Origin of the sequence: Kitasatospora sp. NPDC001309 (assembly GCF_042896295.1) — a bacterium.
GTDB lineage: Bacteria > Actinomycetota > Actinomycetes > Streptomycetales > Streptomycetaceae > Kitasatospora.
Genome location: NZ_JBIAXC010000021.1, coordinates 49,595 through 70,090, shown reverse-complemented (window position 1 = coordinate 70,090; position 20,496 = coordinate 49,595). Strand labels below are relative to the sequence as shown.

Here is a 20,496-nt window from a genome sequence, read left to right as displayed (position 1 = left end):
GGCCCGGTCGGCGTGGTCGGCGTGGCCGGTCGGTGACGGCCGGTCAGGCCGGTCGGTCAGTGGCCGGACAGGTGGGCGACCAGGCTCTTCGGCCGCAGGTCCTGCCAGTTCTGCTCCACGTACTCGACGCACTCCGGCCGGCGGGCCGCGCCGAAGACCTGGTGCCAGCCGTCGGGCACCGGGCTGAACACCGGCCACAGCGAGTGCTGGCCCTCGTCGTTGGCCAGGACGAGGTAGTCGGCCTCGGGGTCGTCGAACGGGTTCGCCATCGTCGGTTTCCTCTCTGTTGGGAGAATTACGAGGAGGGGGGAATTTCGTCGGCGCGCGGTGAACGGCTCACGTCGGCCGGCGGTTCACCGGGTTCGCCCCAGTGCGTTCACGGGCCCCAGCCGGAGTCGTCCCCGTGCACGGCCGAGGGACCTGCGGCAATGGTGGACTGGTACGGTGCGGCGTGCATCTGGACGCCGATCCCGGCGACCACGAGAACGGCGAGAATCCCGAGCATCTTGTGAATGCGAACGGCAAGATTCGTCATGGCGAATTCCTCTTCCTGAGGCGGGCGGTGTGTGCGCTCCTCGCTGTGAATGAATCCTGCCGAGGCCCAAACTGGCGTGGAAGCTCTGGCCGTTATCGGGATCACGCAATGCGGGAACCGGAAGCGTGAACAGACTGTGCCAAAATCGGGCAGAACTGATGCAAAGAACACCTGGGTCTGTCAGATCAGTGGTGGGAAGGCGGGCGCACGGCGGCCCGGCGCGGCCGGAACCCCACCGCGGAGGCCGGGAGCCCGGGCCGACGGAGGTCGGGAGCGCCCACGACAGGTCACGGCCGGGATTGCTGAGATAAGGTCAACTATCGGTAAAGCAGAGGCAGTTGGACGGCATCAGCGCCGAGAGCCCCGGCGCAGCTCCGCACGGACGGCCGGCCAGTCCCCGGTCCACGGCCGGCGGGCCCCGGCCGACGACTCCAGGGCGAGGGTCGCCAGGTAGACGCGCTTGAGCGCGGCCCGCTCGTCCCGCACCCGCCCCGCGGCCTGCTCGATCCGGCGCAGCCGGGCGTGCAGCCGCTCCAGCGCACCCCCGCCCGCCAGCAGCCGCCGTGCCTCCGGGCCGAACCGGAACCCCGGCGCGAGCAGCGGCCACGCCGCCCGCCAGACCCGGAACACCTCGCGGTGGCCCGGCCCCCACTCCCGCTCGGCCCGGCCCAGCCGCTCCAGCGCCGCCGCCTCGGTGGGCGCCGTGCAGATCTCGTGCAGCACCCGGGCCAGCCCGCCCCAGTCCTCGCCCGGCGCGTGCCGCAGCGCGGCGTGCAGCAGGTGCGCCACCGAGGTGTGCACCACGGTGCGCGGCCACCGCGCGGCCGCCGCCTCGGCCAGCCCCGCACCGGCGGCACCGACCAGCACCCAGACCTCGCGCACCCCGCGCTCGGCCAGCCCGGCGAGCACCTGCGGCCACTGCTCGCCGTCCTCGGCGGGCCACAGGCCCAGCACCTCGCGCAGCCCGTCCGTGGAGATCCCCAGCGCCAGGTGCACCAGCGGGCCGCCCGAACGCCCGCTGCGCACCGAGTCGACGAAGACCACCGGGTACACCGGGTCCAGCGGGCGCCCGCGCCGGTCGGCGAGCTCGTCGAGGACCTGGTCGGTGATCACCGAGACGGTCTCCCGGCTGATCTCCACCCCGTACACCTCGGCCAGGTGCGCCACCAGCTCGCCCGAACTGAGGCCGCGCGCGGTGAGCGAGACCACCAGTCGGTCCAGTCCCGGCAGTCGGCGTGCCCGGGGGCGGACCGTACGGGGGGCGAAGCTGCCCTCCCGGTCCCGGGGGACCCGCACCTCGACCGGCCCGATCTCGGTCAGCAACCGCCTGGCCCGGGCGCCGTTCGGGCCGTTGGGGCCGCGGTGGCCGGCGGGCCCGCCGGAGCCGCCCGGGCCGCCGGCCGCCCCCGCGGGGTTGTTGGTGCCCGGGCCGCGCAGGTGCTCCTGGAACTCCAGCTCCAGCGCACGCTCGATCAACTGCTTGGCCAGCGCCTGGAGCAGGCCGCCGTCGCCGAGCAACTGCACCGAGCCCGCGCCGACCTGGGCCGCGGCCGCCTCGGCGAGCTGCCGCACCAGCCGCTGGTCCACCAGCCCGGCCGGATCCACCAGCCCTGCGGGGTCCACGAGCCCGGCCGGATCCACCGGTCCGGCTCGGTCCACCGGGCCGGGCGTCTCCACCGGCGGGGGCGGGTCGGGATCAGCTCGCAACAAGGGGGTGCCCTCCGTCCGTCCGTCGGCCGGGCCGGTCCACCGGCCCTTCGCTCCGGCCGCCCTGACGGGGCGACGCGCGCAATGCGGCGGCCATCCGCCCGTTACCGCAGCCGGGTACGGTCGTCCTCGCCGTCACCACCGTCGGACGCCGTTGCCGGGCATGCCCGGTTTCGCCGTCAACCGCTGATTTCCGCGCCTTTAGGGCGTACACTCGCGGCTGTCGTGGCCCGGGGGGGATGCGTCCGAACGGCAGGTGAGCACCATCCTGCCCTTCCGGACGTCTGGCTGTTGCCGGTGCGGGCATTCGTGAAAGCGCAATGCCGAAGCCGGAAGGATGCCCAGATGTGCCTATCCCAGGACACCAGCGCGGAAATGGGGACACCCCAACTGTGTGACCGGGGGGTCGAGTTCTACCGGATCGCACTCGCCGAGGGCGGTGCCAGCGCCGGACAGGCCCCGGAATGCCTGGTCAGCATGGGCCTGCTGCGCACCCTGCCCGGCGCCGGGCACCGGCTCGCCCCCGTCCCGCCCGACCTCGCGGTCACCGGCCTGACCCGGCCGCTCGAACTCGCCGTGCTGGCCCACCAGGAGCAGCTCGCCGAACTGCGCACCGCCTTCACCGCCGCCGAGCACGCCTACCGCGACGTGATGAGACAGGCCCAGCTCCCGATCCGCCTGCTGGCCGGCGAAGAGATCAACCCGGCGCTGGAGAAGGCCGTCGCGGCCTGCACCGAGGAACTGCGCACCGCCCAGCCCGGCGGCGGCCGCGGCGCCGACCACCTGGCCGCCGCCCTCCCGCGCGACCTCGCCCTCGCCGAACGCGGCGTCCGCCAGCGCACCCTCTACCAGCACACCGTCCGCTCGCACGGCCCGACCCTCGCCTACATCGAGCAGGTCTCCGCCCGCGGCGCCCAGGTGCGCACCCTCAACGAGGTCTTCGACCGGATCATCATCTGCGACCGCTCCACCGCCTTCATCCCGGCCGGCGCCCAGCGCGAGGCCGCCGCGGTGCTCATCCAGTTCCCGCCCCTGGTCGAGTACCTGCTCAAGATCTACGAGTTGATGTGGGAACGCGCCGAGCCCGTCACCTACCTGGAGGGCCACCACCGCCCCCAGCTGCTCACCGACCGCACCCGCCGCAACGTCCTGCGGCTGATGGTCAACGGGTTCACCGACGAGGCGATCGCCAGCCGCCTCGGGATGAGCACCCGTACGGTCTCCAGCCACATCCAGAAGGCCAGCGAGCTCCTCGGCAGCCGCAGCCGGGGCCACCTCGGCTACATCATCGCGCGCGAAGGCGTCCTGGACGAGCCGCTCGACGACCTCTGACGTCGATCCCGGTGACGACTCCCGGGTGCGACGGACCGGGTGGGAACGCCGGCAGGAGGCTCCGGGCAGCGCAGCCTCACGGTGGCCCCCGCGACGAACGGGTCCGCCTCCCGGGAAAACCGGTCGCCACCGCCTCGCTCCGTGGGCGAAGCTGCTCGGATGCAGCGAGCGAACAGCCGGACCGTGACCGTCGACCTCACCCACGAAGGCGCCTACTACGGGCAGTTGGGCCCCTTCGAGACGGACCTCGGCTGGTGGTCGGCGGTGGACGGCGTGGTCGCCCGGGCCACCGAACTGGCCGGCGTGCCGGTGCTCGTGGCCAGACTCCTCGACGGGCACAGCGCGGACCCGGGCCACGGCGGCCGGGTCCGCTACCACGCCGAGGCGCTCCGGGCGCCCGCCGCCCGGACGCCCCGCCCGCCGGACGCCGGGACGGCCGCGCTGCTGGCCCCCGCCGCCCGGCGGGCCGCCTGGGCCACCCCGGACGGGCTGCGCTCCGCGCTGGAATGGGCGCGGGAGCGGCTCGCCGACCTCGGCCGGCCGACCGGGGCGGCGCGGCAGATCCGGACCTGGAACCTCTCCGGCCTCTTCCGGTTCCCCTCCCCCGTCGGGGCCGACGCCTGGTTGAAGACCACCGGCCCGGAGTTCAACGCCGCCGAGGGGGAGGTGATCGCGCTGCTCGGCGGCGTCGACCCCGCCCTCGTCCCGCCGGTGCTCGCCGCCGACCCGGCCGCCGGCCTGCTGCTGCTCGACCACGTCCCCGGCGAGGACTGCTGGAGCCCGAGCGAGGCGACCGTCGCCGACGTCGTCCCGCGCTTCGTCGCCGCCCAGGCCGCGCTGGCCGGGCGGCCCACGGCCCTGGCCGGCCTGCGCGACCGCACGCCCACCACCCTGCACACCCAGCTGACGGCGCTGCTGGACCGGCTCCCCGCCGAGACCGACCTGACGGCACCCGAACGCGACCGGCTGCACCGGTTCGCCGCCGAACTGCCCGCGCTGCTGGACGAACTGGCCGCTTGCGGCCTCCCGGAGACACTGCTGCACGGCGACTTCCACCCCGGCAACTGGCGCACCGGCGACGCCCGCCCGGTCGTGGTCGACTACGCCGACGCCTGCCTCGGCCACCCGGCCCTGGACGGGCTGCGCCCCCGCGCCTACCTCACCCCGGCGGCCTGGCACCACCACGCCGAGGTCTGGACGGCGGCCTGGCGCGAGCACGCCCCGGGCTCGGACCCGCACCGCGCCCTCGAACTCGCCGCTCCGCTCCACCACGTGTCCTACGCGCTGCGCTACCAGGAGTTCCTGGACCACATCGAGCCCAGCGAACGCCCGTACCACGAGGGCGACCCGGCCGCCGAACTGCGCGCCGCCCTGGCCGCCGCCCCGCGCGGGGGAGCCCGCGACGCACGCTGATCCCCGGTGCCGTGCGCGGCGGAGGCCGTCGACACGACACCGGGGATCAGAAGGTCACGGGGCACCGGATCAGGTGGTCACCCGGTCCGGCGGGTCACACCGTCCGGCGGGTCACTCCGTCCGGTGCGTCACTCCGCAGGTTCGATCCGGTAGCCGCCCCGGGCCGAGAACAGGGTGAGCGCCTCGACCGGACAGAACTCCACCGCCTCGGTCAGCCCGTCCGTCAACTGCGCTCCGCCGGCGGCGTACCCGGCCACCGGCCGGGCCTGCCCGTCGGTGTCGAGGGCCAGCGACCCGGGGGCGCTCAGGGCGCACATCCCGGAGCCGATACAGCGGTCCCGGTCGACCCGGACCAGCACGGATTCGGCCGCCGCCGGGTCGGCGGGCCCGGTCGGACCCCCCGTCACCAGGTGACCCTCAGGGTGTTGGGGCTGCGGGTGAGCAGCCCGCGCCGCCAGTCGATGTCCCGGGCCTCGTCGGCCAGCCGCAGCGCGGGCAGCCGGCGGGCCAGCCGGTGCAGGGCGAGTTCCAGCTCCATCCGGGCCAGCCAGGCGCCCAGGCAGTGGTGCGGTCCGGCGCCGAAGGTGAGCATCGGCGCGGCCAGCGGGGAGAACAGCTCGGTGCGCAGGTCCCCGGTGAAGACCTCCGGGTCCTGGTTGGCGGTGCCGGTGTCGGCGGCGACGACGCTGCCGGCCGGAATGACCACCCCGCCGATCTCGACGTCCTCCACCGTGCGGCGCAGCAGCCCGGGCATGTGCTCGGCGGCGTCGCCGAGCGGTACGGCGCGCAGGATCTGCTCGGTCGCGGCGGCGGCGCTGGCCTCGTCGGAGGCGAGCCGCTGCCAGGCGTCCCGGCCGTCCTGGAGCAGGTAGACCAGGGCGTTGCCGAGGCTGGTCATGGTGGTCTCGTGACCGGCCACCACGAGGCCGATGACCAGGGCGATCAGCTGCCCCTCGGTGATCGAGCCGTCCTCGGCGGCGGCCGACAGCAGGCTGCTGACCAGGTCATCGCCGGGTTCCGCGCGGCGCTCGGCGATCACCTCGGCGCCGAAGGCCGCGAACTCGGTCATCGCGGTGGCGATCGCCTCGGCGCTGTGGGCGGTGGTGGAGAGCGCGTGGTCGCTCCAGTGGGCGAGCCGTTTGCTGTCGAGGTTGTCCAGGCCCATCAACCGGCTGATCACCAGGACCGGCAGCGGCCGGGTGTAGGTGGCGACGATGTCGGCGGGCGAGCCGTGGTCGATCAGTTCGTCGATCAGCGACTCGATCACCGAGGCGACCCAGGGCTTCCAGCGCGCGATCGCGCGCGGGGTGAAGGCCCGTTGCACGGTGCGGCGCAGCCGCTGGTGCTCGGTGCCGTCGATGTTCAGCATGCTCTGCGGGTCGTCCAGGATGTTGGGCGTGACCATGAGCGGCGGGGCGTCCGGCGCGTAGAGCGGGGCGCGCCCGAGCCGCGGGTCGGTGAGCACCTGCCGGACGTCGGCGTGCCGGCTGACCAGCCAGACCGGCGTGCCGGTGGGCAGCGCCGCGAGCCGGGGCGGACCGGGCTCCAGGTGGCGCAGGCAGTGCATCGGGGGGAGCGGGGCGGTGCCGGTGCCGGCACCGGTCGCACTGTTCTCGGTGGACATCCGTACTCCAGACTCCAGGGCAGGGACCGCGCGGGGCGGCCCGACGGGGGGTGGATCCGGGGTTCGTGCGGGACGGGCGGTTCGGCCGGGGCGGCTCGACTCGGGGCCGGCGGTGCGGTGGGACGCGGTGGGACCGGGAACGCTGCCCGCGCGGGGGCGCGGGCCCGTCCGCGGGATGGCGCGGGATGGCGCGAAACGTGCGGGGGCGTACGGTCGGTACGCGCCCGGCACGAGCGGCGCGCGGTGGCGTGCCGTCAGGTGGGGCGGGTGTGCTGAGCGTGGTCGCGTGGACCGTCTCTGCTACGACCGTACGTGGACGGCGGGGTGCCCGTCTGCGGCACTTCCAGCCAACGGTGGCGCTTTCCGGGCAGTTCGTGGCACGTTGACGGGCGCTCACCGCCGCCCGCGCGCCCCTGGTCCGGGGCCGCGCCGGGGCCGCGCGGGGGCGAGTGCCCGGTGGGCCCGGCAGGACTGCCGGGCATGCCTGTGGCACATGCGCCCGGCCGGGCGGGCGCTACCCTTCGTAGGCACTCCTTCGGAAGTGCTTCTAGAGTTCTCTCGCAGTCGTTTGTCGCAGGTCACGCCGGTGCGTAGCCGTACCGGCCGACGGAGGTGGAATCGGATGGCCCAGCAGGTCAAGGCAGTCATCGCGCGCGCCAAGGGCGCACCCGTGGAGGTGACCACGATCGTGGTGCCGGACCCGGGGCCGGGCGAGGCGGTGGTGCGGATCCAGGCGTGCGGCGTCTGTCACACCGACCTCCACTACCGCGAGGGCGGCATCAACGACGAGTTCCCGTTCCTGCTCGGCCACGAGGCCGCGGGTGTCGTGGAGTCGGTGGGCGAGGGCGTCACCGAGGTCGAGCCGGGCGACTTCGTCGTCCTCAACTGGCGCGCGGTGTGCGGCCAGTGCCGGGCCTGCAAGCGCGGGCGCCCGCAGTACTGCTTCGCCACCCACAACGCGAAGCAGAAGATGACGCTGCTCGACGGCACCGAGCTGTCCCCGGCGCTGGGCATCGGCGCCTTCGCCGAGAAGACCCTGGTCGCGGCGGGCCAGTGCACCAAGGTCGACCCGGCCGCCGACCCGGCCGTCGCGGGCCTGCTGGGCTGCGGCGTGATGGCGGGCCTCGGCGCCGCGATCAACACCGGCAACGTCGGCCGCGGCGACACCGTCGCCGTGATCGGCTGCGGCGGCGTCGGTGGGGCGGCCGTGATGGGCTCCCGGCTGGCGGGCGCGGCGAAGATCATCGCGGTGGACATCGACGACCGCAAGCTGGAGAAGGCCCGCTCCCTGGGGGCCACCCACACCGTCAACTCCCGTACCACCGACCCGGTCGAGGCGATCCGCGAGCTCACCGGCGGCAACGGCGCCGACGTCGTGGTGGAGGCCGTCGGCCGCCCCGAGACCTACAAGCAGGCCTTCTACGCCCGCGACCTCGCGGGCACCGTCGTCCTGGTCGGCGTGCCGACCCCGGAGATGACCCTGGACCTGCCGCTGCTGGACGTCTTCGGCCGCGGCGGCGCGCTCAAGTCCTCCTGGTACGGCGACTGCCTGCCCTCCCGGGACTTCCCGATGCTGATCGACCTCCACCTCCAGGGCCGCCTGGACCTGGACGCCTTCGTCACCGAGCGGATCGGGCTCGACGAGGTGGAGCAGGCCTTCGAGCGCATGCACCACGGTGACGTCCTCCGCTCGGTGGTGATCCTGTGACCACCCGAGTGGACCGCCTGGTCACCGCCGGGACCTTCGAACTCGACGGCGGCAGCTGGGAGGTGGAGAACAACGTCTGGATCGTCGGCGACGACGAGGAGGCGGTGGTGATCGACGCCGCGCACGACGCCGCGGCCATCGAGGCCGCCCTCGGCGGGCGCCGGCTGCTGGCGATCGTCTCCACCCACGCCCACAACGACCACATCGACGCCGCCCCGGAGCTGGCCGCGCGCACCGGTGCGCCGATCCTGCTGCACCCGGACGACCTCCCGCTGTGGAAGCTCACCCACCCCGAACGGCTCCCGGACGGCGAACTCGCCGACGGGCAGCGGATCGAGGTGGCCGGCACCGAGCTGACCGTGCTGCACACCCCGGGCCACGCGCCCGGCGCGGTCTGCCTCCACGCCCCCGGGCTCGGCACCGTGTTCACCGGCGACACCCTGTTCCACGGCGGCCCGGGCGCGACCGGACGCTCCTTCTCGGACTTCCCGACCATCATCGAGTCCATCCGCGAGCGGCTGCTGTCGCTCCCGGCCGACACGGTGGTGCGCACCGGCCACGGCGACCCGACCACCATCGGCGCCGAGGCCCCGGCCCTGCCGGAGTGGATCGCCCGCGGGCACTGAGGCCCCGTACGCAGTCCCAAGGCTGCTCGCCGCGTACCGTACGGCCCCCGGGGAGGACGCCGCCCCGGGGGCCGTACGATCGCGATCATGGCCCATGACCCGCGTGACCTCGACGACGCCTTCCTCGCCTTCTGGCGCGAGCGGCACATCGCCACCCTGACCACCACCCGGCCCGACGGCACCCCGCACGTGGTGCCGGTCGGTGTGACCTTCGACCCGGAGACCGGCACCGCCCGGGTGATCACCAGCCGTACCAGCCGCAAGGCCCGCAACGTGGCGGCGGCCGGACCCGAGGGCCTGCGCGTCGCGGTCTGCCAGGTGGACCGGGCCCGCTGGTCCACCCTGGAGGGCGTCGCGGTGGTGCGCGACACCGCCGAGCAGGTCGCCGACGCCGAGCGCCGCTACGCCGAGCGCTACCGCCCGCCGCGCGAGAACCCGGACCGGGTGGTCATCGAGATCACCGTCACCCAGGTCCTCGGCCGCGCCTGACCGGGCCGCCACCGGGCTGCCACCGGGCCGCACCCCGCCGCACCGCTCACGCGTCAGCGGCCGGTGATCCGCTCCGCCGCGTACTCCACGTACTCGTGCAGGCCGTAGGCGAGCCCGACGGCCAGCAGGGCCGAGCACACGACCGCGACGCAGAACGCGGCGGCGGCCAGGCGTGGTCCGCGCCCCTGCGGCCCGGCGGGCTCCGGTCCGAGCAGCGCCTGCACCCGCTGGGGCACCGGCCCCGTGTCCACGGCGAGCACCCGGCCGCCGCCGTGCCGTCCGTCGCCGTACCGGCCGCCGCTGTACCGTCCGGCACCGGCACCGGCACCGGCACCGGCACCGGCCAGCGCGGCCCGGGCGATGGCGGTCGCGGCGGTCCGCCGGTCGGCCACCGCCCGGGCGGCGGCCTCGTCCGCCCACCGCTCCAGGTGGAACTCCAGGGCGGTGCGCAGCCGTCCCAGCGCCGGATGGACGGCGGCGGCCAGGTCGGCGACACCCGCGAGCAGGTGGTGGCGTCCGTGCAGATGGGCCCGCTCGTGCGCGAGCAGCACCGCCCGTTCCGACGGTGTCAGGGCCCTGAGCATGCCCTCCGTCACGACGACCCGGCCGGCGCGCCCCCGGTGGCGGGGCAGGGCGAAGGCCTCCGCCTCCTCGCCCGGCACGACCAGGAGGTCGCTCCCGGGCGCGGCCGCGCCGGTCAGCTCCCAGGCACGCGCCAGTAGCGCGCGGTGGCGGCGCGCGGCCAGCGCGAGCCGGACCGCCTGCGCGGCGAGCAGCGCCCCGGCCGCGCAGGCCACCGGCAGCGCCGCCGGCCAGTCCGCGACCACCCGGCCGAGCGCCATGTGCTCCAGCCCCGCGAGGAACGGCACGTGGAGGAGGCCGACCAGCGCCGCGAGCGTGCCGCCCGCGAGGAGCACCGCCGCCCCGGTCAGCACGAAGGAGGCCGCACGGGGCGGGAGCAGTCCGGCCAGGCGGTCCGCCGCGGGCACCGCTGCCCAGGGCAGGGCGACGGCGAGGGCGACGATCACGAGGAACAGCGTCATGCTCCGCCTCCCGCTGCTCCCGCTACTCCCTCGCCCGTCACGGCCGCGGGGGATTCGCCCTCCGCTTCGAGGAGGAGGCGGCGCAGGGCGTCCCCGTCGTCCGCCGAGAGCGAGGACACGAACCGCTTCAGGACGAGGTCCCGGTGCGGCTCCTTCTCCAGCTCCCGGCGCATCCGGCCGGCCGCCAGGCCGGCGGCGTCCGCGACGGGCGCGTACGCGAAGGAACGCCCCGGCCGGGTGCGGGCCACGGTCCCCTTCTCGTGCAGGCGGGTGAGGATCGTCGCCACCGTCGTCCGGGCGAGGTCCTGGTGCAGGGCGCCCTTGACCTGCTGGGCGGTCAGCGGCTCCCCGGCCGCCCACAGCACCGCCAGCACGTCCGCCACGAGCTCGCCGTGCGGGCGCCTGGCCTCCTGGCCGTCCCTCGCCATCTCTCTCCCCGGTCCGTACAGGTTAGGTGTGCCTCAGCTAACTTTACCGGGCCGGAGGCGGGCCACCGGAGGGTGTCCGGGCCGTGGACGGAGACGGCGCTCTCCGTATATCGGCTGTAGATCGGCGCTTGTGAAGGTTCTCCTGTCAGCCCGAACGGGCCGACGGAACGAGAGGAAGGACCGTCACCATGGACATGCAGCTGAACTCGCTCGACCTGGACGCCCTGGACGTCACCGGCATCGAGCTCGCCGAGGGCGACGCCATCGGTTCGCTGGCCACCGACAGCGCGCACACCGAGGTCGGCGCCTCCTGCGCCCCCTACGGCTGCCACTGCTACTTCAGCCTGACCTGATCGATCGGGCAGGGCACCCGCCCGACGGGTAGCCACTGAGGAGCGTCCCGCCGGTCCCGTCGGACCCGGCGAGGGCCTGCGGGACGCTCCCCGGCAGCACGACCACCGGTGACTGACCGGCGGTACCCCTCCGGCGCGCTGGGAAGAGCCCGTCGGACCCTCCGGAGACGAAACGGCGTTCCCACCGTGATTCCCCCCACCACCCCTGCCGTCCGCCGGTTCGCCGTCCGCGTCGCGGGCCTGCCGGCCGACGCCCTGCACGAACTGCGCCGACCGGCCGTCCGCTCCGCGGTGGACCACCTGCTCGCGGAACGCGACCGGCTGGCCCACGAGGGCACGCGCCTGGCCGACGCCTGCCACCCGGTGATCGGCGCGCTGGCCGGCTCCGAGCTGAAACCGCGGGTGGTGGCGCTGCGCCGCAGCCTCCACGGCGCGAGCGTGCCCGGCCCCGCGGTCTGGTCGGACCAGGTCCGGCAGGCCCTGCCGACCGCCCTCGCCGAACGGATCGACGCCTGGCTGGCCGCCCTGCGCGCCCACCGGGCGGACTTCGCGGCGCTCCCGGACCGCTACGACCGCGACCTCCCGGACGCCCTGTCCGCCGTACGCCGCCACACCGCGAACCCGGCCTTCCGCCACGGGCTGGTCCAGGGCAACCCGATGCTCTCGGACGCGCTCACCGCGTGGCTCGACTCCCCGGCCGGCACCGAGCCGGCCCGCCGCACCAGGCTGCGCCTGGTCAAGTACCTGGCCCGGGCGGCCGCCAAGACCAGCCCGTACGCCACCTTCACCGTGACCGGCCTCGGCGAGTGGCGCCGCTGCGGCTCCGCCGTCGCGCCGACCGGCGCGACGGCCTGGCACAGTGTCGTCGAGCCGAACGTCTGGGTGATGCAGCGGCTGGCGCACGCACTGGCCGGGCCCCGCACGCCGCCGCGCGGCCGGGTGCTGCGGGTCAATCCGACGCTGTGCGAGGAGGACGGCCGCTTCTGGTTCGTCGCACCGGGCTGGTCGGAGCGGGTGCTGTCGGTCGCCGCGGACGGAGCGGCCCGGGCCTGCGTCGACCTCCTGCGGGCCGGCGGCCCGCGCACCGCCGCCGAACTGCGCGACCACCTCGCGGCCCGCGCCGGCGGGTCGGCCGCCCGGTCCGACGCGGTGACGGCGGCAACCTCGGCGACGACTGTGACGGAGACCGCGACGGCCTACCTCGCCAAACTCGTCGAGGTCGGCCTGCTGGAGGCGGGGCTGCCGTTCGCCGACCAGTCCCCGGACCACCTCGGCGAGCTGCTGCGCCACCTCGAACGCTGGGAACTCCCCGACGGACAGCGGCAGTTGCAGGCCGTCCGGCGCGCCCTGGCGGCCTACCCCGGGTCGTCGGCGGCGGTCCGGACGGCGCTGCACCGGCGGGTGGACCGGGAGATCACCGGCCTGCTGGAGACCTACGGCACGCCCGGCGACCGGACCCAGGCGCCGCCCCGCAAGAACCTCTTCCACGAGAACGCCGTCTTCACCGAGGTCGTCCTGCACGGCGACCCCCAGCACTGGGCGGGCGCGCTCGCGGACCTCGCCGCCGTCGGGCGGCTGCTCGCGCTGTTCCGGCCCGACGCCGCACTGCGGCTGGTCGCGGCCGAGGTCTTCGCCGACCACGCCGGGCCCGTCCCGTTCCCGCTGTTCCACCGCGCCCTCGTCACCCGGCTCCGGGACGCCCGCCCCGGCAGCGCCGCAGCCGAACTGCGCGCCCTGCTCAACCCGGCCACGGCCGGCGGGCACCCGCCGGGCGCCAGCCCGGTGCCCGCCGTCCGGGAGCTCGCCGGCCTGCGGGCCGAGGCGATCGGCTTCCTGCGCGACCACCCCGCCGACGGGGACGGCGTCGTCCGCCTCCCGGCCCGCGCCGTCGACCGGCTGCTCGCCGACCTGGCCCCCCACCGGTCGGCCCCGGGACCGCTGTCCTGCTACGTGCAGGAGGCCGGCCGGGACGACGACGGCGACCTCGACCTCGTCCTCAACGGCGTCGGCGCCGGCCACGGGCACGGCACCGCCAGGCTGCGCCGCGTCCTGCCGGAACTCGCCCAGGAGAAGGGGGACTTCGCCGACCGGACGGCAGAACCCGCCGACGGTCCGGCGGACCGCCCGGGCAGCGTGCTGTTCGCCGAGAGCGGCGGCGCCTTCGGCAGCAACCTCAACCTGCGGGCCGACGGCGTCCGCTTCGAGATCGACACCCCGGGCGTCGACAGCCACCGGCCCGCGGCCGAGCGCCTGCCCGCCGCCGCGCTCTTCGTCGACCACGACCCGGACCGGCGGCGGCTCGTGCTGCGCCACGGACCGGACGGGCCGGAGGTCCGGCCGCTGCACCTGGGCACCATGGCCGACCGGCTGCTGCCGCCGCTGATGCTGCTCCTGGTCAGGCTGTTCGGCGAGACCCCCGGGCCTTCGGCCGGGCTGTGGGAGCTACTGACGACCACGCCCGCCGCGCACTCCCGGGAGGTCCTGCACCGGCCGCGCACCGCCGTCGGCCGGGTCGTCGTGGCCCGGGCCTCGTGGTGCGTGCGGGCCGACGCCGTCCCGCGGCCGAGCCGCGGCGAGCACGAGGCCCACTACCTGCTGCGGCTGACCGACTGGGCCCGCCGGCACGGCGTGCCGGAGCGCACCTTCGTACGGGCCGTCCCCGACCGCCCCGCGCCGCGGCAGCCGGCCGGCGGGCGGGAGCCGCAGCGCCCCGGGGACCTCGGGGAGCTACGCGACCGCAAGCCGATGTTCCTCGACCTCGCCAACCCCGACCTGGTCCTGCTGTTCCACCGGCTGCTCACCCGCCCCGACCGCGTCCTGCTGTTCCAGGAGGCGCTGCCCGACCCGGTGGCCGCGCCCGTCCTCGGCGACCTCGGACGACGGGTCGTGGAGTACGTCGTCGAGGTCGACCCGAGTGCCGAGCCGAGTGCCGAGCCCGGTGCCGACTCCGCTGCCGACCCGGGTGTCGACCCCGAGGTCGCCCCGGGTGCCGACCCTCGGACGGCGGGGGCCGGTCGTGGCTGAGCCGGGGCGCGGGAGCGGCCGGGAGTGGCTGAGCCTGCACGCGTTCAGCACGGCCGACGCCACCGCGCTGCTGGTGCGGACCGTCCGGCCGCTGGTCGCCGACCTGCGGCGGGACGGGCTGATCGACGAGTACTTCTACCTGCGGTACTGGGAGGGCGGCCCGCACCTGCGGCTGCGGCTGCTGCCGCGCACGGCCGCCCGGGCGGAGGCGGTGCGGGACCGGGCCCGCACCGCGCTGGGCCGGCACCTCGACACCCACCCGTCCGCCGGCCGGATGCCTGCCGCCGACTACGCGGCCTGGGCCGAGCGGCTGGCCGCCGCCGAGGGGCTCGCCGACCACGACCGCTCGGTGCGCGAGCACGACGCCGTCGAGGAGATCCGGTACCGGCCCGAGGAGTCGGTGTTCGGCGGGCCGGAGGCGGTCCGCGCAGTGGAGCGGCACTTCACCCTCTCCAGCGACCTCGCCCTCGGGCTGCTCGCCGACGGGGCGACCGGGCCGCAGCGCGCGGGCTTCGGCGCGGACGCGCTGATCCTGGCGCTCGCGGTCTGGGAGCCCGACCGGGACCGGCTGGCCGCCGCGCTGCGCCCCCGCCCGGGCGGCGCGACCGATCCCGCGATGGCGGACCGGGTGGCCCGTGCCCGGCGGCAGGCGGACGGGCCGGTCACCGGCGACGGACCGAAGGACCGCTGGCTGCGCTCGGTGCGCGAGCTGCGGGCCGACCTGCTCGACCTGGACGCCCGCGGCCGGCTGCGGATCACCGCCCCCCACCCCACCGCCGTCCCGCCGCCCGGCTCCGCCGCGCCCGGGCGGCGCGCGGTGCTGGCCGTGCTGCTGCGCTGCGTCCACCTGCTGCACAACCGGCTCGGCCTCGACCACGGCGTCGAGCAGCGCATCCGGCGCCTCGTCGAGTCCGGGCTGGCCGCAGCCCCCTCCGGCGCCGGTCGCGCCGGCCCATCCACCGACCCCGCGAGGACCGGGTACCACCGTGACTGACACCCACTGGCGCAGCCTCCAGATCCGCTACTACCAGGACGACAAGGACGCGCTGCTGCTGGACGCCGTCCGCCCCCTGTTCGCCGAGCTCGCCGACGTGATCGAGCAGCCGTACTTCCAGCGCCACTGGCGGCGCGGCCCGCACGTGCGGCTCAACTTCCGTACCACGGACAGTGCTTGGCGCGGGACCGTGCAGCCGGCCGCCGAACAGCGGCTGGCCGCCTTCCTGCGGCGCAGCCCGTCCACCGCCGTCCTCGACGAGGCCCGGGAGACCGCGGGCCACGCCCGCAGGGCGGCCCTGCTGGACGAGCGCGGCCCGCTGTCGCCGTGGTACCCCGACAACACCCTCCAGAGCGAGCCGTACGAGGACCGCCGGCACGTCCTGGGGAGCCCGCGGCTGGCCGAACTGCTGGACGAGGGCCACGCCGCGAGCAGCCGGCTCGCCCTCCCCGTCCTGGAGCACGTCCGCCGCACCGGCCACAGCCGGCTGCGGCCCGCGCTGTGGCTGATGTTCGCCTTCGCGCACACCAGCCTGCCGCCGGTGTCCCGGGGCTTCATGTCCTTCGCCTCGCACGCCGAGGGCTTCTTCGCCCAGTGCGCGGAACCGGACGACGTCCGGGCCGCCTTCGAGGCGCGGTTCCAGCAGCTGCGCGGCGAACTCGGCGACGACCTGGCCGCGGTGCTCGACACCCTGGACGGCACCGGACGGCTGCCCTTCGTCACCGAGTTCGCCGGGTACGTGCGGGACCGGAAGGCCGCCGCCCTGCCGCTGCTGGAGGGCGGCCTGATCGACCTGGACCACGCCGCCCGCACCCCCCTGCTCGCCGAGCCGCGACTCGGCGAACTGCTCGGCCTGCTGCTCGGCAACGCGTCGTACCGGAGCGAGGTGATGTCCACGACCTGGTTCCGCGGCCACCGGCTGGCGATCAACCAGCTGTACACCCACCTCGACCGGCTGGGCCTCTCGATGACCCAGCGCTTCCTGCTCTGCTACCTGACGGCCCGCACCGTCGAGGACGCCTTCGGGGTCAGCGCGCTGGACCGGGCCCGCGCCTACGCCGAGCGCCACCCCGCCGGAGCCGCCCCCACCGAGCTCCACCCCGCCGGAGCCGTCCCCGCCACCACCGACCCGCAGAGGAGCTGAGCCGGATGCGACCCAGACTCAACGACGACGTCCGCTGCGTGCCGGTCCCCGAGGGCGCCTACCTGCACGCCGGCCACCGCTCCTGGGTCCTGCCCGGGGCACAGGCGTACGAGTGGCTGCGACGGCTGACCCCGCACCTGACCGGCCGGCACACCCTGGACGAACTGACCGCCCCGCTCCCGGCGGACAAGCAGGGCGCCGTACGGGACCTCGTGCTGCGCCTGCACCGGCTCGGCTTCGTCAAGGACGCCCGGGAGGATCGGCCGCACGGCCTCGCCGAGCACGAACTGCGCGAGTACGCACCGGAGATCGCGTTCCTGCGCCACGCGCTGGACTCCGCCGAGCACCGCTTCCAGCGCTACCGGGACACCCGGGTGCGACTGATCGCCGACGGGCCGCTCCGGGAGGCGGCACTGCGCGCGCTGCTGCGGACCGGGTGCCGCGACGTCGAAGTGGTCGCCGAACCGGCCGCGTTCACCGCACTGGACCGGTTCGCGTCGGCGCAGCGACGGGACCAGGACCAGCGGGTGCACCTGACGGACGGGTCGGACCTGCCGGAGCGGCCGGACCAGTCGGAGCGGCTGGAGCGGCCGGAGCGGCCGCGGGTCGGGGCCGTGCTGGAGGTCCGGACGGCGCACGAGGGGTTCGGGGCCGCCCGCCGGGCGCTCCTCGCGACCGCGGAGCACTGCGCCGCCGCCGGCCTGACCCCGGCCCAACTGCTGCTCGGCGGCGCCGAGGCCTGGTTCGGTCCCGCCGACGCCGGGGCCGCCGCATCGGGCTGGCGCCGGCTGCTGCCGCCGCGCGACGGAGAGCGCGAGGCGCCGCTGGGCGGCGCCGTCCCGGGCCTGCTCGCGCACCGGCTGGTGCTCGGCCTGTTCCGCGCCCTGACCGGCCTGGACGACCTGCCGCCCGCCCCCGGGACCTCCGCCGCCCCCACCCTGGCCCGCACCGACCTGCACACCCTGGCCGGCTCCCGGCACCTGGTCCTGCCCCACCCGGCGGCCCCGACCAGCGGTGCGGCGACGCCGTCCGCCGACGCTCATGCCGCTGCCGCTGCCGCTGCCGCTGCCGCTGCCGACGCCGTTGCCGACGCCGACCTGCTGGTCCGCGCGGCGCGCGTCGTCGACGCCCGGACCGGCCTGCTCGGCGCGGTGGACGAGGCCGACTTCACCCAGTCCCCGCTCTGGGTCTGCCGGGCCGTCCCGCACGGCTACCGGGGCGAGCCGCTGGACGTACCGGCCATCGGCTCGGGCCTCGAACGGGACGAGGCGCGGGCCACCGCCGTGCTGGCCGGTCTGGCGGCCTACGCCGCGGACGCGACCGCCGGCCGGGCCGCGGACGAGGGCCGGACCACCCTCCAGGGCGTGGACCTGGCCGACGGCCGGCCCGTCCCCGTCCCGGTGCCGACCGCGTTCCCGGACCGCACCGCCGGGCAGCGGCTGCGCGGCACGGCCGGCGGCCGCTCGCCCGAGGAGGCGCACTGGCTCGGCCTCGCCGACCAGGTCGAGGCCCTGCTGGCCCGGGCGCCCGGCGCCGCCCGGGCCGGGGCCACCGCACTCGATCCGGCGGACTTCGCCGCCGACCCCCGCACCGGCCACCTGCTGCGGCTGCTCGGCACGGTCGGCGAGCCCGCCCTGTACGACCTCACCGCGGTGACCGGCGTGCCGGCCTGCGCCACCCGGCTGGGCACCGGGACCGTCGCCGCCGCCGGACGGGACCTGGCCGAGGCGGTCGCCCGCTCCGCCGAACGCGCGCTGCTGGCCTGGCAGTCCAGCACGGAGGACCAGCCCGGGTACCGGCCCGAGCCGGTTCCGCCGGTTGCCGTGCCCGTGCCCGCGGTCGCGGTCGCCGTGCCCGAGCCCGCGGCCACGCACATGGCCGCCGCCCCGGACCCCGACCTGGCGGCGCTGGCCGCGGCGCTGCGGACCACCACGGGTCTGCGGGCCGTCGCCGTCCCGCTGGACCTCGACCCGCAGGCGACCGCCGTCCTGCCCGACCTCACCCGGGTGGTGCTGCTCCCGTGACCGACCTCCGCACACCCGCCCGCGGCGCGGTCACCGTCGCGCTGCTCGGCTCGCCCTGGCTCGCCGCCGCCCCCGACCGGCGGACCGTCACTGCCGACGACCCGGCGCAGCCCGGCCCGGACCTCCCGGACCTCCCGGATCTCCCGGAGGTCGCGGACGTCCTGGTCGTCACCACCGCCGGCCCCGGCGACCTCGAACCGCTGCGCCGGGGCCGCGCCTGGGCGGCCGCGCACCGCCGCCCCTGGCTGCCGGTCCGGCTGCTCGCCGGACAGGTGGTCCTCGGGCCCGCCGGCCTCCCCGGCCGCCCCGGCTGCCCGGGCTGCGCCGAGCTGCGCGAGCGCGACAACAGCGCGGAGCCGGCCCACCGTGAGCTGCTCCCGCCCGACCTGCCGGCGCTGCGGACCAACCCGCTGCTGCTCGACGCCGTCCGAGGCCTCGTCAGCGAGGAGACGGCCCGGCTCGCCGCCTTCGCCGGTCCCACCGCCGGCCCGCTCCCGCCCCGCACCGTCGACGCGGTGCTGCGGGTGGCGGCGGACACCGGCGAGACCTCCCGCAGCACCCTGCTGCCGCACCCGTACTGCCCGGACTGCGGCGCCCTGCCGGCCGACAGCGCGGCGGCGGCCGTCCTCGCGCTGCCGCCCGCGCCGAAGCTCCACCCGGACGTGCCCCGTACCGCCCAGCCGGACCCGGAGGTCCTCGCGGACCGCTACGTCGACCCGGTCACCGGCGTGATCGCCTCGGTGGACACCTGGTCCACCCCCGCCGCCCTGTGCGCCACCGCCCGGACGGCCCCCTCCCGGGCCGTCCACGCCAGCGCCAACGGCTACGGTCACGCCACCGACCTCGGCTCCACCCGGCTCGCCGCCGTCCTGGAGGCCCTGGAGCGGCTGGGCGGCGAGGCCCCGCGAGGCCGGCGCACCACCGTCACGGCCCGGTTCCGCGACATCGCGGACCACGCCGTGGACCCCCAGGGGCTCGGCCTGCACCACCCCGAGCAGCACGGCCTCCCCGGCTTCCCGTTCGCGCCGTACACCCCCGACCGGGAACTGCGCTGGGTGTGGGGGTACTCCTTCGCCCGGGGCCTGCCCGTCCTGGTGCCCGAGAGCTACGCCTACTACAACCGCGGCCACCTCGACGACTCCTTCGTGTTCGAGACGTCCAACGGCTGCGCCCTCGGCAACAGCCCGGCCGAGGCGGTGCTGCACGGGCTGCTGGAGGTCGCCGAGCGGGACGCCTTCCTGCTCACCTGGTACGCCCGGCTGCCCGTCCCCGAGGTCGACCTGGCCTCGGCCGCCGACCGCCGGATCCCGCTGCTCGCCGAGCTCGCCCGGCACCGGCTCGGCTACCGGCTGCGCGCGTTCGCCACCACCACCGAGCACCGGGTGCCCGCGTTCTGGGTCCTGGCCGAGGCCGACCCCGCCGCCGGATCCGCCACGCCGCGCGGGCTGGACCTGCTCTGCGGCGCCGGCACCGCGCTGACGGCCGAACGGGCCCTGCTGCGCAGCCTCTCCGAGCTCACCGGCTTCCTGTCCGGCGCCGACCGCCGGCACGACCCGGACCGGGCGGCCCGGATGCTGGCGGACCCGGCCGAGGTGCGGACGATGGACGACCACGCCACCCTGTACGGCCACCCGGCCGCCCGGGAACGGCTGGGCTTCCTCGGCGCCGGCGCGCCGCCCGTGCCGCTGGCCGCCGTGGCCGCCGGCACCCCCTGGCCGGAGCACCGGGACCTGATCGGGGACCTCACCGAACTGGTCGGCCGGTTCACCGGCACCGGCCTGGACGTGGTGGTGGTCGACCAGACCTCGGCCGAACACCGGGCCGGCGGGCTGGCCTGCGTCAAGGTGCTGGTCCCCGGCACGCTGCCGATGACCTTCGGGCACCGGTTCCGGCGCACCCACGGGCTGCCACGGCTGCTGACGGTGCCCCGGCTGCTGGGCCACCGCGACCGGGACCTCACCCCGGCGGAGCTCAACCCGGACCCGCACCCGTTCCCCTGAACCGCCGCGACCGATCCGCCCCGTGCAACCGATCCGCCACGGGCGACCGATC

At 76.2% G+C, this 20,496-nt stretch carries 18 protein-coding genes; 11 read left to right on the top strand and 7 right to left on the bottom strand.

The window, feature by feature from the left end; genetic code table 11:
- Window positions 1-56 precede the first annotated feature (56 nt).
- From ACFY2K_RS21645 to ACFY2K_RS21635, 3 genes are all read right to left on the bottom strand, one after another.
- Window positions 57-269 carry an MbtH family protein gene (locus tag ACFY2K_RS21645; protein WP_375891657.1) on the bottom strand — a complete coding sequence of 71 codons (213 nt, stop codon included), beginning with the start codon at window positions 267-269 and terminating at the stop codon, window positions 57-59.
- Window positions 270-376: 107 nt separating this feature from the next.
- Window positions 377-505 carry a hypothetical protein gene (locus ACFY2K_RS21640; RefSeq protein WP_387713243.1) on the bottom strand — a complete coding sequence of 43 codons (129 nt, stop codon included), beginning with the start codon at window positions 503-505 and terminating at the stop codon, window positions 377-379.
- Between the two features lie 378 nt (window positions 506-883).
- Window positions 884-2,245 carry an IS256 family transposase gene (locus ACFY2K_RS21635; protein WP_387713240.1) on the bottom strand — a complete coding sequence of 454 codons (1,362 nt, stop codon included), beginning with the start codon at window positions 2,243-2,245 and terminating at the stop codon, window positions 884-886.
- Between the two features lie 342 nt (window positions 2,246-2,587).
- Here ACFY2K_RS21635 and ACFY2K_RS21630 point away from each other — a divergent pair, with 342 nt between their 5' ends.
- Both ACFY2K_RS21630 and ACFY2K_RS21625 read left to right on the top strand, forming a co-directional pair.
- Window positions 2,588-3,574 (top strand): LuxR C-terminal-related transcriptional regulator, encoded by a 987-nt coding sequence (locus ACFY2K_RS21630; RefSeq protein WP_375891652.1) that lies wholly within the window; start codon window positions 2,588-2,590, stop codon window positions 3,572-3,574.
- Between the two features lie 159 nt (window positions 3,575-3,733).
- Window positions 3,734-4,987 carry a phosphotransferase family protein gene (locus ACFY2K_RS21625; RefSeq protein ID WP_387713237.1) on the top strand — a complete coding sequence of 418 codons (1,254 nt, stop codon included), beginning with the start codon at window positions 3,734-3,736 and terminating at the stop codon, window positions 4,985-4,987.
- Between the two features lie 128 nt (window positions 4,988-5,115).
- On the opposite strand, the gene ACFY2K_RS21620 is transcribed toward ACFY2K_RS21625, so the two are convergent.
- Window positions 5,116-5,394 (bottom strand): ferredoxin, encoded by a 279-nt coding sequence (locus tag ACFY2K_RS21620; RefSeq protein WP_387713234.1) that lies wholly within the window; start codon window positions 5,392-5,394, stop codon window positions 5,116-5,118.
- On the bottom strand, window positions 5,391-6,611 hold the full coding sequence (locus ACFY2K_RS21615; protein WP_375891646.1) for a cytochrome P450: 1,221 nt from the start codon (window positions 6,609-6,611) through the stop codon (window positions 5,391-5,393). Before ACFY2K_RS21615 ends, ACFY2K_RS21620 begins: the two co-directional genes overlap by 4 nt.
- 622 nt (window positions 6,612-7,233) lie before the next feature.
- On the opposite strand from ACFY2K_RS21615, the gene ACFY2K_RS21610 reads away from it, so the two are divergent.
- From ACFY2K_RS21610 to ACFY2K_RS21600, 3 genes are all read left to right on the top strand, one after another.
- A complete protein-coding gene (locus ACFY2K_RS21610) occupies window positions 7,234-8,319 on the top strand; it encodes an S-(hydroxymethyl)mycothiol dehydrogenase (RefSeq protein ID WP_375891644.1) in 1,086 nt (361 codons plus the stop codon).
- Window positions 8,316-8,945 carry an MBL fold metallo-hydrolase gene (locus ACFY2K_RS21605; RefSeq protein WP_380405249.1) on the top strand — a complete coding sequence of 210 codons (630 nt, stop codon included), beginning with the start codon at window positions 8,316-8,318 and terminating at the stop codon, window positions 8,943-8,945. Before ACFY2K_RS21610 ends, ACFY2K_RS21605 begins: the two co-directional genes overlap by 4 nt.
- A gap of 87 nt (window positions 8,946-9,032) precedes the next feature.
- On the top strand, window positions 9,033-9,434 hold the full coding sequence (locus tag ACFY2K_RS21600; RefSeq protein WP_387713229.1) for a pyridoxamine 5'-phosphate oxidase family protein: 402 nt from the start codon (window positions 9,033-9,035) through the stop codon (window positions 9,432-9,434).
- A gap of 53 nt (window positions 9,435-9,487) precedes the next feature.
- Here the strand turns inward: ACFY2K_RS21600 and ACFY2K_RS21595 are convergent, their stop codons facing one another.
- Window positions 9,488-10,477, bottom strand: coding sequence for a M48 family metalloprotease (locus ACFY2K_RS21595; protein ID WP_387713226.1), 990 nt, complete (start codon window positions 10,475-10,477; stop codon window positions 9,488-9,490).
- Window positions 10,474-10,905 carry a BlaI/MecI/CopY family transcriptional regulator gene (locus ACFY2K_RS21590; RefSeq protein WP_387713223.1) on the bottom strand — a complete coding sequence of 144 codons (432 nt, stop codon included), beginning with the start codon at window positions 10,903-10,905 and terminating at the stop codon, window positions 10,474-10,476. The genes ACFY2K_RS21595 and ACFY2K_RS21590 overlap by 4 nt, the downstream gene beginning before the upstream one ends.
- 188 nt (window positions 10,906-11,093) lie before the next feature.
- Here ACFY2K_RS21590 and ACFY2K_RS21585 point away from each other — a divergent pair, with 188 nt between their 5' ends.
- From ACFY2K_RS21585 to ACFY2K_RS21560, 6 genes are all read left to right on the top strand, one after another.
- A complete protein-coding gene (locus ACFY2K_RS21585) occupies window positions 11,094-11,258 on the top strand; it encodes a hypothetical protein (RefSeq protein ID WP_360234200.1) in 165 nt (54 codons plus the stop codon).
- A gap of 186 nt (window positions 11,259-11,444) precedes the next feature.
- Window positions 11,445-14,282, top strand: a complete 2,838-nt coding sequence (locus tag ACFY2K_RS21580) for a lantibiotic dehydratase (RefSeq protein WP_387713220.1) — start codon at window positions 11,445-11,447, stop codon at window positions 14,280-14,282.
- A complete protein-coding gene (locus ACFY2K_RS21575) occupies window positions 14,275-15,276 on the top strand; it encodes a lantibiotic dehydratase C-terminal domain-containing protein (RefSeq protein ID WP_380522680.1) in 1,002 nt (333 codons plus the stop codon). Before ACFY2K_RS21580 ends, ACFY2K_RS21575 begins: the two co-directional genes overlap by 8 nt.
- Window positions 15,269-16,420, top strand: a complete 1,152-nt coding sequence (locus ACFY2K_RS21570) for a thiopeptide maturation pyridine synthase (RefSeq protein ID WP_380522679.1) — start codon at window positions 15,269-15,271, stop codon at window positions 16,418-16,420. The genes ACFY2K_RS21575 and ACFY2K_RS21570 overlap by 8 nt, the downstream gene beginning before the upstream one ends.
- Before the next feature lie 5 nt (window positions 16,421-16,425).
- The gene (locus ACFY2K_RS21565; RefSeq protein ID WP_387713215.1) at window positions 16,426-18,444 is read left to right on the top strand and encodes a hypothetical protein; all 2,019 of its coding nucleotides are present in this window, start codon (window positions 16,426-16,428) and stop codon (window positions 18,442-18,444) included.
- The gene (locus ACFY2K_RS21560) at window positions 18,441-20,444 is read left to right on the top strand and encodes a TOMM precursor leader peptide-binding protein (protein ID WP_380644851.1); all 2,004 of its coding nucleotides are present in this window, start codon (window positions 18,441-18,443) and stop codon (window positions 20,442-20,444) included. The genes ACFY2K_RS21565 and ACFY2K_RS21560 overlap by 4 nt, the downstream gene beginning before the upstream one ends.
- Window positions 20,445-20,496: the final 52 nt, after the last annotated feature.